Below are 17,272 nucleotides of genomic sequence, written 5' to 3' on the forward strand. Positions count from 1 at the left end.
CGATCGAGTCCCGCGGCGATCGTGATCCGGATCGCACGCTCAGTGACTGGAATAATGTAAGACAGCTGATAGACGGAACGTCGACTGGCAGACCGAAAAGCGGCTACCGGACCGGAGGCTCGCCGACGGGCGCGGATCGGGTCGCCGCGTCGCATGGAAAGGGTTTTTCGATGCGAACGGTTGGGGCTAGGTACATGGGGCTCGAGGAGGAGATCGAGGAGATCGAAGAAGAGATCGCCAGCACGCCCTACAACAAGTCGACGGAGGCCCACATCGGTCGGTTGAAGTCGAAACTCGCCGAGAAAAAAGAGAAGCTCCAGAACCAGTCCTCGGCGGGCGGTGGCACCGGTTACGACGTCGAAAAGACTGGCGACGCGACCGTCGCACTCGTCGGGTTCCCGAGCGTCGGCAAGTCTTCGCTGCTGAACTCGCTGACCAACGCCGAGAGCGAGACCGGCTCCTACGAGTTCACGACGCTCGACGTCAATCCCGGCATGTGTAAACACCGCGGCGCGAACATGCAACTGCTCGACGTGCCGGGTCTCATCAAGGGGGCAGCTACCGGCAAAGGCGACGGCAAGCAGGTTCTCTCGGTCGTCCGAAACGCCGACCTCATTCTGTTCGTGCTCTCGGTGTTCGAGATCGAGCAGTACGATCGGCTCCAGGACGAACTCTACTACATCAACATTCGCGTCGACAAGGAGCCGCCGCGAGTGACCGTCCGCCCGAAAATCAAAGACGGGATCAAAATCACCTCGAGCGCCGACCAGGACCTGGACGAAGAGACGATCAAACAGGTCATCCGCGAACACGGCTACGTCAACGCCGATGTCAACCTGGGGGAGACCGTCGACATCGATCGGCTCATCGACGGGCTGATGGACAACCGCGAGTACATCCCGTCGATCACCTGCGTGAACAAGGTCGATCTGATCAACCCCGAGTACAAGGCCGAGGTCGACGAGCAACTTCGCGAGCGCGGTCTCGACCCCGAGGAGGTGACGTTCATCAGCGCCGAAGAGGAAAAGGGCCTCGAGACGCTCAAAGACCGCCTCTGGGAGAACCTGAATCTCATCCGAGTCTACATGGACAAACCCGGCCGCGGCGTCGACTACGAGGAACCGCTAATGCTCGAACAGGGATCGACGATCGAGGAAGCAGTCGACAAACTCGGCGGCGAGATGCAAGAGCGATTCCGCTTTGCGCGTGTCTCGGGACCGAGTGCAACCCACGACAAACAGCAGGTCGGTGACCAGCACGTGCTCGAAGACGAAGACGTCCTGAAACTTATTTTGCGCCGGTAGATCGACACGGCGGGCCGCCACCGTGTCGTCACAATGCCAGCAACTTCGGTCAACTCGACGAGTTCGATATCGGACAGTTCGTACCTCGTGATACTCTCTGACAGCCACACAGACCGTTATACGTCTGCTCATGGAGGTATCAGACATGTCCGAGTTCGGGGCACTATCGTTGCTGCCGCCGCTTTTGGCGATCGGATTGGCGATCGTCACTCGCCGGCCGATTCTCTCGCTGTTTCTCGGCGTCTGGTCGGGTGGTATCATCGTCTCAGGGAGCCTCGGGATCGCACAGACCTTCGACTGGATCGTCGGCGCGATCGTCGCGGATGACGGATTCCACGCCCAGATTCTGGTATTTACGCTCTTTCTCGGCTCCGGCGTCGCGCTCATTTGGCGACTCGGCGGGGCGATCGCCGTCCGCAACTGGGCGGTGAATCGCCTCGAGAGCCAGCGGACGACGGGCGCGACGGCCTGGATACTCGGCATCGTCCTCTTTTTCGACGACTACGCGAACACCGCGATCGTCGGCTCGACGATGCGGGAGATCTCCGATCGGTTTCGGATTTCCCGCGAGAAGCTCTCGTATATCGTCGACTCGACGGCAGCCCCCGTCGCGACGGTCGGCATCTCGAGCTGGGTCGCCTTTCAGCTCTCGATGGTCGACGAGGGATTCGCCGCGATCGAGGAGAGCCACGGGGCGGACGCGCCGAGCGTCTTCACGACCTACCTCCAGTCGATTCCCTACAACGCCTACGCGCTGCTCGCGATCGTGATGGTCGGCATCGTCGTCCTCAGCCGGCGGGATTACGGCGAGATGCTCGATGCCGAGCATCGCTCTCTGAAAACGGGCAAGGTCAACCGTGACGGTGCCGTCCCGCTTCAGGAGGTCGAGGCGGATCTCGGCGACCCCATCATGGAGCGGCCGATGCTCCGGACATTTTTCGTCCCGATCGTCGTCCTGATCGTCGTCACCGTCGCCGGGGCGTTCTGGACCGGCTATCAGGCCGCCGAACTCGCCGGTCCCGGCGAGGTGCTGGGTCTGACCCTTGCCGAGTTCGCCGAGAACGTCGCGGGCGAGGCCGACTGGGCCGCGGCGCTGGTCTGGGGATCGTTCGCGATGATCTTGACCGCGATCGCGATCGGTCTCGCATACGGTCTCTTCGATCTCGGTGCCAGCGTCGAGACGGTACTCGACGGCTTCTCGCTCATGCTGACCGCGGTGACCATCCTCGTCCTCGCGTGGTCGATCAGCGCCGTCGCGTCCGATATGGGCACCGGGGAGTACGTCGCCGGCGTCGCGGAGGGAGTGCTCTCGCCGGCACTGTTCCCGATCGTCGTCCTCGCGACCGCGGCGTTCATCTCGTTTACGATGGGGTCGTCGTGGGCGACGATGGGGATTCTCACGCCGATCGCGCTCCCTATCGCCTTCGAACTCACCGGCGATTTCGGCCTCGCGCCGGTCGTCGTCGGCGCGGTCTTTTCCGGTGCGATCTTTGGCGACCACACGTCGCCCATCTCCGATACGACCGTTCTCTCGTCGACGTTCACCGGAGCCGACCTGATCGATCACGTGCGCACGCAGGCGTACTACGCCGTCACCGTGGTCCTCGTCGTCCTCGGGTGTTACCTCGCCTACGGCTACCTCGGGGTACCGCCCGCCGTCTTCCTCCCGCTGGGCGTCCTCGCGCTCGTCGGCCTCGTTTACGGGCTCTCCACGCTGGATGCCGACAGGAAAGGAGTCGATCCGATCGCCGCCCGCGTCGAGGGTGAGCGGATCGGTCGGCGGGGCGATCGCGGCGCGGAGACCCCCGCCGACGGGAGCGAGTAGACCGCCGAGTTCACCACGTTTTTGGCCGCCGCCAGCGTTGGGTGGCGTATGGACGGAACGCTCGACCACGTCATGCTTCGCGTCGCAAATCTGGAGGAGTCACTCGAGTGGTACCAGACCCACCTCGCGTACGAGGAGAAAGACCGCTACGAGGGCGATGGCTTTACGATCGTTTACCTCGGTCCCGAGGAGATGCACGAGGACGGTGCCATGCTCGAACTGACCCACAACGAGGGCGAGGACGACCTCGAAATGGGCGACGCCTGGGGCCACATCGCCGTCCGAGTTCCCGAGGGCGAACTCGAAGCGTACTACGACCAGTTGATGGACGAAGGCGTCGCGGACTACCGCGATCCGGAAAGCTGCGGCGGGCGGTACGCCTTCGTCAAAGACCCCGACGGCCACGAGATCGAGATCGTCCAGCGCGACCAGGGCGCGCTCTGGTCGATCGACCACACCATGATCCGCGTCGAGGACGCCGACGAAGCGATCGGCTTCTGGACCCGCAAGTTCGAGTACGAGCACACGGGTCGCTGGGAATCCGACACCTTCGCGAACTACTTCCTCAAGCCCGAAGGCGCAGCCCCCGAGGAGATGGCGATCGAACTCACCTACAACTACGACGGCCGCAGCTACGAGATGGGCGACGCCTGGGGCCACCTCTGTGTCCGCGTCGACAACCTCTCTGAGGACTGGGACCAGCTCATGGTCCGCGAGGCCGACGACTACCGCGATCCGGAGAGCAACGACAATATGTACGCCTTCACGAGAGATCAGGACGGCCACGAGGTCGAACTGCTCGAGCGCGACCCCGACGCGGAGTCGCTGTTCCCGTTCTGAGCGCCCCTCGATTCTGAGCGCCCCTCGAACTCGTTTTTTTGCGGCGGTGGTACGAGGAGCGAGGAATTCCGGCCAACAGGACTATCACCGCACGTCGACCATCGTCACTGGATGACAGTTCCGACGACAACGCTCCCGAGTGGCGACGAACTGCCCGTCCTTGGCTACGGCACGTGGAACGTCGACGGCGACGACCTGACCGCGTCCTTGCGGGCCGCACTCGACGCGGGGTACATTCACATCGACACCGCCGAAGGGTACATGAACGAAGCCGAGATCGGCGACGTTCTCGCCGAGTACGATCGCGAGGACCTGTTTCTCACCTCCAAGGTGCTCCCGAAGAATCTCGGCTACGAGTCGGTCCGCTCGGCGTGTGAGGCGTCACTCGAGCGGTTGGGAATCGACTATCTCGATCTCTACCTGATTCACTGGCCGAATCCGGCGATCTCGCTGCGGGAGACGCTGCAAGCGATGGCGACGCTCCACGACGAGGGGCTGGTGCGAAACATCGGCGTCTCGAACTTCAGCGCTTACCAGCTCAGTGCGGCCCACCACGTCTCTGAGGTCCCGATCGCCGTTAACCAGATCGAGTTCCACCCCTGGTTCCAGCGACCCGACCTCCTCGAGTACTGCCGCGAGACGGAGACGGTCATCGAGGCCGCGGCCCCGCTGGCCAGAACAGAGATATTCGACGACGAGGTCGTCCGGGACCTCGCCGCGGAGTACGACAGATCCCCCGCTCAGATCGTCCTCCGGTGGGCGATCGAGCACGACGTAGTTCCACTCCCGAAGTCCTCGAGTCCGGACCACGTCCGGGACAACGTCGACGTGTTCGACTGGGAACTGTCCGAGGCCGATCGGGAGCGTCTCGACGACCGCGACCGCAACGCCCCGGTGTACGACACGCCCGCTCGTGACTGGAGCGGTGATGTCTACGGAATTTCGCAGTAATCGTCGGATCGATCCTCACATCCTCCCGAAACGCCGCGGCTACAGTCCTGAATCAACGAGGGCGGCGACATCGTCGACGCGTGCGCCGTACGGCTTTCCCGTTTTCTCAGGGAATACGATTTGGCTGGACCGATATCCCACCGGACGGAACCAAGAGATAGCGAGGGGTTTACTCGAGTGACGACGCTCCCGCTGAGCCGTCGCGGGAGTATCGATCGACCACCCAGACGATCACTGCTACACATCCCGACACGAGCGCCGGCCAGCGATCGCTGCTGAGGTAGAGCCCGCCCGCTGGAGGTCGGTACTCGGTGACCGGCCAGAAGACGGCGTACGTGGTGCCCGTCGGCGTGAGGAGGAGGAGATCGAGGACGTGGTGAGAGGCGACGCCGATCGCGAACAGAGCGATCGCCGGTTTCCGATGACCAGGGGCGAGCAGGAGTGAGCCGAGACAGATCACGAGTACGCTGCCGCCGAGCGTGTGTAGCGGTCCCCAGGAAAACGGAACGCCCAGCGTCGACGCGACGACGCCGTCCGGAACGAGCAACTGGATCTTCACGAAGTCAGGGGTGAGTGCGCCGATCGTGACCAGCGTGACGTGGGCCGGTCGCATCCAGGCGTACCGAACGGAGAGCAGCGTCCCGACGATGTAGCCGACCAGGACGTGCGTGAGCACGTCAGCCACGCCGCTCGCCTCCGTCTGCAGGAGATTGGCGATCCGGCCTCGGGGAACCACCGAACGCGTCCCGGAACCCGAGCGGGCGCTGCCTGGGGGCGAACGCGAGCGTGGCCCGATCGAAGCGCCAACCTCGAACGAATCGCCCGGTCACCCAGAGCCCGCCGAGCAACGAGACGGCGTACATATACCGCGACTCCGCAGGCTCGCGGACCGTGGTCCGGTCGACGACGAGCGTGTTCTCGTCTTCGAGCGTCCCGAACACGGTTACGTGATCGCCACGCTCGAGTGGGCCGTCGGCGTTCTGGATGTTCTCGTCGGCGCTCACGAGAGTGAACCGTCCGTAGCCGCTGGCCCGCGTCGCGATCACGAGCGGCTCGACGTCGACGATCTGCCCGCCGAGGACGACCTGCTCGCCGACGTACGCCTCGCGATCCGACGGCACGTCGGTCTCGTCCGGGTAGTCGCGCTCGAGGGGCCCGCCGGGCGACGCGCCGGCCCAGACCAGACAGCTAGCCAGAAGGCCGACGAGGAGTACCCCGGCGAAAACGCGGCCGAACTGGCCGGATGGCGGTTGCATCGGTACGCCTCGTGAGGGTAGGGGTCGCAAGTGTCTTGTGTTCCTGCGATCGCCGGCGGTCGCCCCGTAATAGCGTGTCACGCTGTCGATCGATCGGCGCGCCCTTCCCGTACCGGGTGGGGAACGTGAGGTCGCAAGTGATTCCGCACTCGACTCGATCGGTAGTGTGAGGCGACTGTCCGTCTCCCGATCGGACAGTTCCGGACGGTACATATCGGGTCGTCTCGTCGCTGCTCGCCAGCGAAAGGACGACACGTATACGTACCTTCGCGGCCGTGATTGACAGGTCCATCAATGCGCTGGCGGTACCGAACGACCGTTCTCGTCCTCTGTCTGCTCGCCTTCTTCGTCACCTACTTTGCCCGCATGGCGATCAGCCCGGTGATCCCGTTCATCGCGGCCGACTTCGACGTCTCGAACACGCAAATCGGACTCGCCCTGTCGGGGATGTGGCTCGCGTACGGCCTGGCGCAGTTCCCGAGCGGCGTTCTCAGCGATCGGTTCGGGGAGAAGCCGGTCGTGCTCGTCGCCGTCGGCGGAACGACGATCGCGAGCCTGTTGCTCGCGTTCGCGCCGGTGTTCCCCGCGTTCGTCGTCGTCGCCGTGGTGCTCGGGCTGGTCGCCGGACTCCACTACGCCGTCGCGACGACGCTCCTGTCGCGGACGTACGACGACATCGGACGCGCGGTGGGTATCCATTCGATGGGCGCCCCGCTCGCCGGACTGGTGGCTCCCGTCGCGGCGGCCTGGGTCGGCACCCGGTACGGCTGGCGGCCAGCGGTCGCGCTCGCAATCGGCGTCGGTATTCCCATTTTCGCGGCGTTCGCCTGGTGGGTGCGGCCGACCGAGCCGCGACGGCCCGCCCAGCCGATGCGCGAGCGGTTCGAACCCGGTGCCTTGCTCGAACTCGTCTCGCGGCCGGCCGTCGCCTTTACGCTCGCGATCGCGATGCTCGGCACGTTCATCGTCCAGGGGCTGCTCACGTTCTTCCCGACGTTTCTGATCGAGTACCACCGGTACTCGGCAACGATCGCAGGCTCGGCCTTCTCCGCGTTCTTCATCGTCCGAACCGTCGGGCAGTTCCTGCTCGGCGATCTCTCCGATCGGTACGGCCGGGACCTCGCGATCGGCGCTGCGATGCTCGCGGGGGCACTCGGGCTGGTCGCGCTGGTGGCCGGATCGGGTCTCCTGGCGATCAGTGTCGGCGTACTGTTGGCAGGTCTCGGCTCGAGTTTCTTCTCGGCGCTCGATCCGCGATTTCTCGATCAGCTGGGCGACGTCGAACGGGGTGCCGGCTTCGGGCTCGTCCGCACGGTTTACACGATGGTCGGCGCAGCCGGGTCGGTCGGCGTCGGCCTGTTGGCCGACCTGTTCGGCTGGGGGGCGGCGTTTCTCGTTCTCGCCGGCCTGTACGCGATCACGTTCCTCGCACTCGTCGCGAACTGGACGTTCGACCTCGAGTATTGAGTCGGATCGCTCTCGGGAGAACGCGAGCGAGCAACGAGAATGATGTTCCGAGTCGATCGATAACCGATCCGTTACAGCTCGTTTTCGGCAACGTCTTCGTTCCAGGTCGCTGAGACGGTGACCCGACCGTCACTGATATCGTGTGTCACTTCGTCGGCGGACGAGCCGAGGGTGTCCTCGATCTCTGCCTCGGTGTCGTCGCTCAACTCGTCGAAGATCGCTGCGAACTCGCCGGTCGAACTCGTCTCGCTTTCGAGCGTCAGCGAGGAGACGACGCCGATCGCGTCGTCGAGTTCTTCGAGATCGTCGATATCCTCATCGCCGTCGAGATCGTCGAGGGCGTCCTCGCCGCCGAGGTCGTTACCGGCGTCGTCCGCGTCGTCGACCGTCTCGTCGAGGTCGCCGTAGCCGCCGAAGGCGACGTGGCCGTGGCCGGCCGTCTCCAGGAGCCACCGCAGATCGTCGTTCTCGTCGATCGCCCGCCCGCTGCCGCCGTAAGCCTCGATCGGGCCGGTCAGGGCGTCGACCGCCCCGGTGTCCTCGCTGTCGTAGGTCACGATGACCGCGTCGTCGCCGACGGCGATCGCGTTCCCCTGGCCCGCGCCCATGCTGATCTCGAAGCCGTCGTCCTCGTCGCCGGCGTCCTCCTGCGCTACCGGTTCGTAGATGGCAAACTCGTCCGCCTCGTCGGTTCGTTCGTACTCGGCCTGCATGGCCCACTCGTCTTCCGGCGGCTCCGTGAGGATCCCCTCGATCTCCTCGACATCGACGTCGCCGGCCAGTACGAACGCCTCGTCGACGATGAGGACCTCGTCGATCGCGGTCTCGAACTCGGACTCCTCGCCAGTATCGCCCGAAAACAGCCCCGAAAGGCCGGTTCCGATGAGACCGAATCCGCCGGCGAGGGCGACGATCATCACGCTCGCGAAGGGAATGCCGAGCATCGGGTCCTCGTAGTCGGTGGGGTCATCGTCACCGCTTTCAGGTTCCCCTTCCATCTCGGGACCCACGTCGTCGAACTCCTCGAGTGCGGTCCAGTCGACGTACGCGACGAAGGTCCCCTCCGTGTCCGCGTCCCAGGGAATCCAGTTGGCGTAGGCGGGCGGCGCGCTGCCGTCGCCACCGTCGCCGTCGTCGCTACCGAGTCCGGCCGAGTCGAGACAGCCCGCGAGAGAGCCGAGCGAGACCGTCGCACCCGCACCGGCGAGTTCGAGCAGTTGTCGGCGGTTTACGTCCATGAGTTCCCTGTTTGAAAACTCAGCCGTATAGTAATATCGGTCGGTGTTGGTCCCCGACTGGTTCGATCGCCGCCCGCATCTCGCGCCCGCTCAGGGCAGCCGATCGACCACGCCGAAGCGACGTTCGAGTCGGTCCCAAACGACGATCGTCGAGGGCAACAACAGGATCGACGTGAGGTAAGCGTAGAAGACCCCGAGTGCGAGCAGGATACCGAACTCCATGATCAGGGGGATCAACGCCAGGTAGAGCACGCCGAGTCCGGAGACGGTCGTCAGCATGCTCCCCGTGAGCGCGCCGCCTGTTCCGCGAACCGTCACGAGCAGCGCCTCGTGGACGTCCGCTCCGCCCTCGAACTCGTCGACGAACCGGTGCATGAAGTGGACCGTGTAGTCGACCCCGAGACCGATCGAGACGGCGAGAATCGGCGCGTTGATCGGCGTCAGCGCGATGTCGAGCCACCGCATCGTTCCCGCGAGCAACCCGACGGTCACGACGACCGGAACGAGGTTGATCAGTCCGTAGATCGCTCTCCCTTCGAGCCACCGGTACGTGACCATGAGAAACGCGGCCGTCAGTGCGAATGCGGCGAACAGACTGGTGATAGCCGAGTCGGTGATCTGATCGATCACGATGCTCTGGACGACCAGTTGCCCCGTCGGCGCGGCATTCATCGACATCTCGTCGGCAACCTGCTGTGCGGCCGCGGTCGCGTCCGTCTGGTCGGCGTCGACGTCGACCTCGTAGACGATCCGCGTCGCGGACCGATCGCTCGTGATCGATCCCAGGGCCGCGTCCCGCGAATCAGTCTCGAGCAACTCCGCGTAGACTCGATCGACGTCGCTGTCGGGCACGCCGTCGCCGTTCGTGTCGGCCTGTTCGACCGTCCGTGCGAACTCGGGGTTGCGTTCGGCTTCGTCCTCGATCACTCGCAAAATGTCCGTACTCTCGGCCCGACGGTCCGAGGCGACGAAAGCCGCCGGCGGGTCCGTCGTCGCGCGATCGATCTCCCGCAGCGAGCGGTCCTCCCTGACCGCTCGATCGTCGACGTACACCGTCACGGTGCCGACGAAGCCCTGGCCGAAGTCCTCCTCGAGGTAGTCGAGGACGGTCATGAACGTGTACTCGCTTCCGGTGAAGGGTTCGGGAAGTCGCTGGTACTGCTCGACGCGATCCTGATCGGGGAAGAAAATTTCCTGTGAGAACTCCGTCTCGACGCCGGAGCCGTACGCGCCCGCCCCGGCACCCAGGACGAGACTCGAGACGAGGATGAGCACCGGAATCGATCTGGCAATCTGCGTTCCAATCGGCAACACGCGGCCCAGAATCGAGTTCTCGCCGCCCAGCGGCTTCGCGCCGAATGTCGGAATGCGCCGTCCCTCCCGGAACCGATCAAGCCCGACCTTTCCGGCTGGGAGGAAGATGCCGAAAATGAGGAACGTAAAGACGATCCCCGCGGCCGCGACGAGTCCGAAATCGCGCGTGCTGTCGATCGCGCTCGTGAGGTTCGCGAGGAAGCTGAAGACGGTCGTCAGCGTGACGATAATGAACGCAGCCGTCAGCTGCCCCGTCGTGATCCCCATCGCCTCCTCGATTGCCGCACCCGCCGCCCGCTCCTCGCGATACCGGTTGATGATGTGAATTCCGAAGTCGATACCGACCGCGAGCAACAGCGGCAACACCGTCACCATCGACTCCGAGAACGGAATCCGCGCGTAGCCCATGAACCCGAACGTCCAGACGAACGTCACCACGAGCGCCGCGAGCCCGAGCGCGAGATCGATCGGGTCCCGATAGGCGATCACGAGGAACAACAGGATCAGCCCGATCGTCGCGGGGAAGATCACCGTCGCGGTGTCGGTCAGCAGATCGAACACTTCCTGTTCGATCACCGCGTCGGCAAAGAGGACGACGTTCTCGTCCCTGTCGAAACCGTCGATCTCGTCGGCCATCGCCCCCGCCTCGAGCTGGAGGTCGGCGTAGTCGCTCGTGTCCGCGTTCGCCGGCGTGTCGAACGTCATCGCGAGCAGGGCCACGTTCGCACGCGCCGACTCCCGCGTGAAGTCCTGGCTCACCGAGAGACCGACCGACTCGTCGGCCGCCGCGATCGCCCGATCGAGTTGGCGTTGGGAGGCCCGATCGATCACGCGATACTGCTGTTCGGGCGTCCTCGCCGCGGGATCGATCTGCTGGGCGATCAGCGACGCCGGACTCGTCGAGGAGACGACGCGGAGACCGTCCGCGTTCTCGACGGCGTCCTGATACTCGAGCATCCTGAGCAAGTTGGGTTTCGAGAGGACGTTTCGATCGTCCTCGATGAACAGCTGGGCGGTCGTTCCGCCCGTCTCCCGCTGTGCCCGATCGAAGTTGTCTTCCATCTCCTCCTGGGCGTCGACCGCGTCGAGATCCTCGGTGAACTGATCCTGGCCGGCCGCTTGCTCGGTCTCGATGAGAAACCCGCCCGCAAAGAGGACGGTAACGACGAGAAAGATCGCCACGACGGTCCACGGCCGGGTCCTGATCCAGGGATTGATGCGTCTGGTTAGCGGATCGTCGCCGTGGGTCGGGTCCTCGGCCGTGCGATCGCTGCCGGAACGGCCTGCACGGCCGGACTCGTCGGCACGTCCGGACGTGCCGGGCGACCACTCGCCGTCGCTCCGACCGCCGTCGTCGCTCTCTCCGCCACCGCCGCTCCGGCCGTCGTCGCCACTCCTTGCGCCCTCGTCGGCGTCCTCACCGAACAGTCGTCGGGGATCGAACCGTCGCATCGGTTACTCGCGGCGCAGCCAGACCCCGATCCCGACCGCGGCGAGCGAGAGCACGACCAGCGCGGGGACGACCATCGAGAACGGGCCGCCGCCGTCGTCGGTCGCTGGCTCGACCGTGATGGGATGCTGGTAGGTATCCGAGAGTTTCCGGTCGCCGCGTTCGGTTCGGTACTCGAAGTCGAGTTCGACGGGGTGGATCTCGGTCGCGGCGTCCTGGCCGGCCGAGATCTCGAAGGCGATCGTCGTGGACTCGCCGGGACCGAGTTCGGGGACGAACGCCTCGTCGTTCGAGGCGTCGAGCGGGCTGTCGGTGTAGAGGCGCGCGTCGATGTTCGACAGCGTCTCCGCGCGCTGGTTCGTGATCGTGAGAGCGATCTGGCTCGACTCGCCCTGGACGATCGACGCGCCGTCGTCGGTGATCGAAAACTCGTCCTGGCGCTCGTCGATGACGACGCGCTTCGAGATCGGACCGTCGGTCAGCGTGGCTCGATCGCCGCCGGTGTACTCGACGCTGAACTGGAGCTGTCGCGGGCCGGGGTCGGCCTGGCCGCTGACGTCGATCGGGTACCGGAAGTCGGTTTTCTCGCCCGGCTTCAGTTCGGGGAGCGCAAAGCGGGTGTCCTCGACGAACAGCGAATCCGACTGCGGCTGGACGATCAGGACGGCGTCGTCGACCGCCCGCGGCCCGTCGTTTACGAGCGTCCCGGTTACCTGTCCGTCGTACCCCACCGAGAGGGTGTCCGCGAGGTCGTCGATCGAGAACGACTGCTCGGCCGCCGGCGCGAGCGACGCGGTCGCGCTCGATGCCGAGCGTTCGATGCCCGAGCCGTCCCGGTACGTGAACGCGACGTCGATCGGTTTCGCGCCGTCGCTGACCGACTGCTCGATCGCCGCGTCGACGGTCATCGTGGTCGACTCGCCGGGTGCGAGGTCTCCGAGTATCTCCTCGGCAGCGCCGCCGTCGATCGTGATCCCGGTGCCGCCGGAGACGGTCGCCCGCGTCTCGTTTGCGATCTGGGTGCCGGTGTTTTCGATCGCCAGCGTGGCGTCGCCGCTGGCTCCGGGTTCGACGTCCGTGGTGACGTCGGTCACGTCGAAGCGGGGTTCGTCAGGGACGACGACGGTGACCGTGTGGCGCTCGCTTCTCGTGAGTCGCTGGGAGACGCCGGCGCGTTCGGACACCTGACTCGTGTAGGCGTAGCGGACGCGGACGGTCACGTCGTACTCGCCGGGTTCGAGACCGTCGGGAACGTCGATCCGCTGTGAGACGCTCCTGATTTCGCCGTCCGCGATCGGCCCGATCGGCGTCTCGCCCGACTTCGCCTCGAACGGGGCCTCGTCTTCGAGTTCGACGGTGACCGCGCGGGCGGTCAGCACCTCCTGGCCGGTGCCGGCGCGCCGTTCGGCGTCGTTCTGAAGCTGGAGGTCGAGGGCGGTCTCGCTGCCCGGCTGGACCTCGTCGTCGGGCAGGTAGACCTCGATATTCGGTTCGCCGCGTTCGAGGGTGTTCCCGAGCGCCGGGGCGGCGAGCGCCGCGAGGACGACCAGCGAGATTGCGGCGAGGAGAGCGAGACCGATCGGGCGGCGTCTCACCGTCGACCACCTGCAGTACCGCAGCGGTTCCTGCCGCCGTCGCGTCGAGGGGCACCGTCGCTGGCCGTGGAGGGCCGAGTGCGCGGACCGTCGTCGTTCATTGATTGAAACCAGTAGCAGGCGAATATAATCCTTGTGATTGAACGTTCATTCACACCGCTTATGTCCTGCGGGCGTGTGCATTGAGTCGATGTCCACGGTGTCTCCCCAGCGACTCGCCGCCCCCTATCACGATCGCGGACGGAATCTGCGTCCCGATCGATCGTCGTCGGCCACTCTCGCGGGCCGATCGAGCGCCTGTCCCTCGACGCCACGAATCGACCCGGTGGCCGGATGAGCCTCGACGTCTTCGACTCCCCGGCGGATACCCGCGAGGAGATTCTCGCGGCGACCTACCGCGCGTTGACGACCCACGGCTACGCCGACCTGACGATCAAGACGATCGGCGCGGAGTTCGAAAAGAGCACGTCCCTGGTCTACCGCCACTACGACGGCAAGGACGACCTCGTGCTCGACTGCCTCGAGTTCATGCTCGATCGGTTCGAAGCCGAGATCACCGACGACGGGATTGCAGACCCCGAGGCGGCGCTCGCGGAGTTTCTCGAGGGCGCACTCGCCGTCGAGACCGACGACGAGTACCGGCGGTTCGTCCGGACGCTGGTCGAACTTCGCGCGCAGGCGAGTCACGATCCCGGGTACCGCGCCCACTTCACCCGGAGCGATCGCGTCTTTCAGGAACGTCTAACCGCGATCGTCCGCGCCGGCGTTTCGGACGGCATCTTTCGGGAGTGTGACCCCGAATCGATCGGGGCGACGCTGTTTACGATGATCTCGGGGGTGTTGTACCGGCGATCGACGAGCGACGAGGCGGCCTGGCTGGTGGACGCTCGGGAGGAGATCGACGCGTTTCTCGATGCGCGCGTGTATCGAGACTAATGTCTCTCAATTCTGGCTACTGCCCTATCAAACCGTTCGCGAGGTGACTGAGCCTTCGTCTCAGTTGCTGTGAGTTGGCTTCGGATATCGGCTACCTGTTCTGGGTCGCCACTGAGAAGGATGCCGTGATTCAAGATGGTCTCCGCCAGTTCCGGTGACGTTGTCCGGATGTCGACAAGATCGATATCGTCCGTCTCCAGCGCCTCGCTGAGATCGGCGCTCAATCCGAAGAAGGCCTCATTGTAGGCTGGATCGTTCGGACGAACAGTATCGAACGCAACTGCGATGTCGATGTCACTCCGGGAGTGGACATCCCCGCGTGCGTGAGAACCGAAGAGAATGGCCAGCTGTACCGAATGCTCCTGCAACACCTCTCGAAGCGTCTCGAGGGGGAGGGAGGTATCGATTGCTGCGTCCTCACAGGTTCTCATTAGCCAATACTATGCTCTCGTGCCACATAAACACTCAGCACCCCAGTGTCTCGATCGCGTTTGTTCTGCCTCTATTTCACTCGATATTCGTTCCCACAGCGCGCACTGCATCACAAAGTTCGCGGTCGAATGTGATCGGTCAGTCTGTTGGTCCATCACTGCGCGTGACTCGATCCGGGGGTAATCCGACGCTACTGCGACCCCACTGTTGGTCACGAGTGATTACATTCGTTCATCCGATGTCGATAGTCGATCGATCGTGTGAGTTCGTCGATTGGAGAATAAGTGGGGGTATGGGCGATCACCTCGCCGCCGTCGTGCGGTAATACTCAATTGCGTACTCTAAGAAAATCAACCTGTGAGACAGAAAGCTTATTACAGGCTTGGATAATGTCCCTACTACCCCTACCCGGTGCGGGCAGACCATCTCGATCGCAGTTTCGGTGGTTGGCTCGCTCTCCAGGAGAATCGCGCGCTAATTAACACGAAACACAACAATACAACAATAAATGACAAGCGAACCTAACTATCGCGAAAAGGGTCGTGCAGTGATCCTGGCCGCGCTTATGGTGCTGTCTGTTGTCGCCATGTCCGTATCGTTTGCGGGCGCAGCGGCGGCGAACAGCCACCCCGTTCAAATCGACGATGTCACTAACGACGATGACACGATCATCTTCGAAGAAGGTGACGCCCCAGTAGACCAGGACGTAACAATTGATCTCAGTCAAGCAGTTCCCGGTGGAAACACAGGGAACCTTACGGTTGACCTCTCAGAGAGTTATGACGCCGGTGTAAACGTCACTGGTGTCGACACCTCTGGTGCAACCGGCGTTGACGCACCTGAGTTTGAAGCAGGCGACGAATCGTTCAACCTGACTGTTGATGATACTGCGAGCCAGACGTTCACAATTGCGCTGACGCTGGACACCGAAGACGCTGAGACCACCCGAGCAGTCACGCACGAAGTGACTGACGAGGAAGACATCTCTGCATCTGATGACTACCGGCTCATCGAGCGCGGTACCTTTGATGTCACTGAAACGGCAGACATGTCCGGTGACGAAGAGGCTGCTTTCGCCGGTGAAGTCGGAACCTTCGAGGCCCTCGACGAAAAGGTCGTTCGGATCTACTCCGACTCTGATCACGAAAACCGCGTTGCCCGTTTCAACACTGCCCCTGGTAGTGCAGCAAATTATAACACGGGCAATCTCGCACCCGGTGAGTACTACGTCACGTTCGGTACTACCTCGAACGCTGACTCTGACCGTGTCTTCCTCGAACTCTTGGATCTCGAGCTCGAGGCTGACGCACCAGAAGAGGCCTTCGGTGACCTCGACGTCGACGTCAGCGCAACCAGTGATGCGTACGGTGACACGGTCAACGCAACGCTCCTCGACGAAGAGGGCGACGAAGTCGACGATGTTGACTCTGTTACGGGTGAACTCGACGGCAACGGTGAAGTCGAACTGACCTTCGCTGCTGACGACATCGACGCAGGCACGTACACCGTCGAAGTCGAACACGAGGATACGGGCATTACCGCAACGACTGACGAAGTCGTTGTCTCCGATGCTCCTGACGAAGACATCGAATTCGATCAGTCGGCCTTCGAAGAGAAACTCGGTAACAACGCTCACATCACCGTCAACATCGAGAACTACGACAACCCTGCCTACGTCCAGATCGGTGACGAGGAAGAGTCCGGCTACGAAGTCCTCCTCAAAATCGAGGACAACAGTGACAGCGACAACGTCACGATCGTGATGGACACCTCCGAAGCAGGTAACGAAGCGGACGCAAACACCGCATACAGCACGCTCGACGATGACGACGACCTGGAAGTCATCAACGACTCTGCTGCTACTGTCGAGCCACCGCTCGCAGCGATCGACTACGAACTGAGTGTCTTCACCGAACTTGATGGCAACGTCGCCAACACGGATACCGAGCAGGACACCGCACTGCTCGTGCTCGAAGACCGTGACGCCATCACTGAGGACGCACTCGCAACCTGGACAATCCCAGCAGATGACGCAGATGGTCTCGCCGTCGACGACCTCGAGTCTGTCGAAGACGTTCAGGACGCGACGACGCTGACCCAGACCAGCCAGATCGCAGAAGGTGACGGTCTCGTCGCAAGCCTCGAAGCCTCCAGCGTCTACGCGCTCATCAGTGCTGGTGACAACGAGACTGACCTGAACAACTCCAACATCGTCATCGAAGCGACTGAAGCACAAGCACAAGCGAACCGGCAGGCTAAAACCTGGTCGACCGACCACAATGACGACGATGCGGACGGACCGCTCAACGTTACCGTCATCACCGCCGAGCAGGATGACGGACTCGTGACGATCCTCGTCGACAACGCCGAGGACCTCCCGGTTGACAAAGAACTCGAACTCTCGCTCACGCTGACCGACGACAGCCCGTTCGTTGAGGAAGACGCGGACGAAACCGCTGAAACCTCCTTCGGAATCGAAGAGCGAACGATCGAGTGGGACGACAGCGCTGCAGAAGTCCCGGCCGTTGATGGCGCTACGGTGAAGGGTCACTCCAACGCCGCACCCGGTACGGAGATCTCCACCCGCGCTCGCTCGTCCGGTAACTTCGTGACGACCGCCACCGCAACTGTCATGGAAGACGACAACGGTGACCGGTACTTCGA

General features: G+C 63.6%; 14 protein-coding genes. 8 read left to right on the top strand and 6 right to left on the bottom strand.

The window, feature by feature from the left end; genetic code table 11:
• The first annotated feature begins 194 nt into the window (after positions 1-194).
• The 4 genes from AC6I6L_RS16995 (at position 195) to AC6I6L_RS17010 (ending at position 4,920) form a co-directional block, all read left to right on the top strand.
• A complete protein-coding gene (locus tag AC6I6L_RS16995; RefSeq protein WP_497918961.1) occupies positions 195-1,304 on the top strand; it encodes an OBG GTPase family GTP-binding protein in 1,110 nt (369 codons plus the stop codon).
• A gap of 145 nt (positions 1,305-1,449) precedes the next feature.
• Complete coding sequence (locus AC6I6L_RS17000) at positions 1,450-3,129, top strand: Na+/H+ antiporter NhaC family protein (protein ID WP_497918962.1); 1,680 nt, start codon at positions 1,450-1,452, stop codon at positions 3,127-3,129.
• Positions 3,130-3,177: 48 nt separating this feature from the next.
• Complete coding sequence (locus AC6I6L_RS17005) at positions 3,178-3,969, top strand: VOC family protein (RefSeq protein ID WP_497918963.1); 792 nt, start codon at positions 3,178-3,180, stop codon at positions 3,967-3,969.
• Between the two features lie 111 nt (positions 3,970-4,080).
• Complete coding sequence (locus AC6I6L_RS17010) at positions 4,081-4,920, top strand: aldo/keto reductase (protein WP_497918964.1); 840 nt, start codon at positions 4,081-4,083, stop codon at positions 4,918-4,920.
• Between the two features lie 169 nt (positions 4,921-5,089).
• Here AC6I6L_RS17010 and AC6I6L_RS17015 read toward each other — a convergent pair whose 3' ends face one another.
• Positions 5,090-5,605 (bottom strand): metal-dependent hydrolase, encoded by a 516-nt coding sequence (locus tag AC6I6L_RS17015; RefSeq protein WP_497918965.1) that lies wholly within the window; start codon positions 5,603-5,605, stop codon positions 5,090-5,092.
• A complete protein-coding gene (locus AC6I6L_RS17020; RefSeq protein WP_497918966.1) occupies positions 5,598-6,176 on the bottom strand; it encodes an OB-like fold-containing membrane protein in 579 nt (192 codons plus the stop codon). Before AC6I6L_RS17020 ends, AC6I6L_RS17015 begins: the two co-directional genes overlap by 8 nt.
• 294 nt (positions 6,177-6,470) lie before the next feature.
• Between AC6I6L_RS17020 and AC6I6L_RS17025 the strand changes: the two genes are divergently transcribed.
• A complete protein-coding gene (locus AC6I6L_RS17025; protein WP_497918967.1) occupies positions 6,471-7,643 on the top strand; it encodes an MFS transporter in 1,173 nt (390 codons plus the stop codon).
• 71 nt (positions 7,644-7,714) lie between these two features.
• Here the strand turns inward: AC6I6L_RS17025 and AC6I6L_RS17030 are convergent, their stop codons facing one another.
• From AC6I6L_RS17030 to AC6I6L_RS17040, 3 genes are all read right to left on the bottom strand, one after another.
• The gene (locus AC6I6L_RS17030; protein WP_497918968.1) at positions 7,715-8,881 is read right to left on the bottom strand and encodes a hypothetical protein; all 1,167 of its coding nucleotides are present in this window, start codon (positions 8,879-8,881) and stop codon (positions 7,715-7,717) included.
• A 90-nt stretch (positions 8,882-8,971) separates the two neighbouring features.
• Positions 8,972-11,647, bottom strand: coding sequence for an efflux RND transporter permease subunit (locus AC6I6L_RS17035; protein WP_497918969.1), 2,676 nt, complete (start codon positions 11,645-11,647; stop codon positions 8,972-8,974).
• A gap of 3 nt (positions 11,648-11,650) precedes the next feature.
• A complete protein-coding gene (locus tag AC6I6L_RS17040) occupies positions 11,651-13,240 on the bottom strand; it encodes a COG1361 S-layer family protein (RefSeq protein ID WP_497918970.1) in 1,590 nt (529 codons plus the stop codon).
• A gap of 190 nt (positions 13,241-13,430) precedes the next feature.
• Here AC6I6L_RS17040 and AC6I6L_RS17045 point away from each other — a divergent pair, with 190 nt between their 5' ends.
• Together AC6I6L_RS17045 and AC6I6L_RS17050 are read left to right on the top strand one after the other, a co-directional pair.
• Positions 13,431-13,577 carry a hypothetical protein gene (locus AC6I6L_RS17045; protein ID WP_497918971.1) on the top strand — a complete coding sequence of 49 codons (147 nt, stop codon included), beginning with the start codon at positions 13,431-13,433 and terminating at the stop codon, positions 13,575-13,577.
• Entirely contained in the window at positions 13,574-14,176 is a 603-nt protein-coding gene (locus tag AC6I6L_RS17050) for a TetR/AcrR family transcriptional regulator (RefSeq protein ID WP_497918972.1), read from the top strand. The genes AC6I6L_RS17045 and AC6I6L_RS17050 overlap by 4 nt, the downstream gene beginning before the upstream one ends.
• On the opposite strand, the gene mntA is transcribed toward AC6I6L_RS17050, so the two are convergent.
• Positions 14,173-14,607 (bottom strand): type VII toxin-antitoxin system MntA family adenylyltransferase antitoxin, encoded by a 435-nt coding sequence (mntA, locus tag AC6I6L_RS17055; RefSeq protein WP_497918973.1) that lies wholly within the window; start codon positions 14,605-14,607, stop codon positions 14,173-14,175. The genes AC6I6L_RS17050 and mntA overlap by 4 nt on opposite strands.
• A 509-nt stretch (positions 14,608-15,116) precedes the next feature.
• On the opposite strand from mntA, the gene AC6I6L_RS17060 reads away from it, so the two are divergent.
• Positions 15,117-17,272, top strand: a 2,156-nt coding sequence (locus AC6I6L_RS17060) for a DUF7827 domain-containing protein (RefSeq protein ID WP_497918974.1), incomplete at its 3' end; no start/stop codon positions are given.

The organism is Halosolutus sp. DAT137 (assembly GCF_059736405.1).

Coding starts and splice junctions, on each gene's coding strand:
- AC6I6L_RS16995 (WP_497918961.1), top strand. CDS start 195: ATGGGGCTCGAGGAGGAGATCGAGGAGATCGAAGAAGAGATCGCCAGC.
- AC6I6L_RS17000 (WP_497918962.1), top strand. CDS start 1,450: ATGTCCGAGTTCGGGGCACTATCGTTGCTGCCGCCGCTTTTGGCGATC.
- AC6I6L_RS17005 (WP_497918963.1), top strand. CDS start 3,178: ATGGACGGAACGCTCGACCACGTCATGCTTCGCGTCGCAAATCTGGAG.
- AC6I6L_RS17010 (WP_497918964.1), top strand. CDS start 4,081: ATGACAGTTCCGACGACAACGCTCCCGAGTGGCGACGAACTGCCCGTC.
- AC6I6L_RS17020 (WP_497918966.1), bottom strand. CDS start 6,176: ATGCAACCGCCATCCGGCCAGTTCGGCCGCGTTTTCGCCGGGGTACTC.
- AC6I6L_RS17025 (WP_497918967.1), top strand. CDS start 6,471: ATGCGCTGGCGGTACCGAACGACCGTTCTCGTCCTCTGTCTGCTCGCC.
- AC6I6L_RS17030 (WP_497918968.1), bottom strand. CDS start 8,881: ATGGACGTAAACCGCCGACAACTGCTCGAACTCGCCGGTGCGGGTGCG.
- AC6I6L_RS17035 (WP_497918969.1), bottom strand. CDS start 11,647: ATGCGACGGTTCGATCCCCGACGACTGTTCGGTGAGGACGCCGACGAG.
- AC6I6L_RS17045 (WP_497918971.1), top strand. CDS start 13,431: ATGTCCACGGTGTCTCCCCAGCGACTCGCCGCCCCCTATCACGATCGC.
- AC6I6L_RS17050 (WP_497918972.1), top strand. CDS start 13,574: ATGAGCCTCGACGTCTTCGACTCCCCGGCGGATACCCGCGAGGAGATT.
- mntA (WP_497918973.1), bottom strand. CDS start 14,607: ATGAGAACCTGTGAGGACGCAGCAATCGATACCTCCCTCCCCCTCGAG.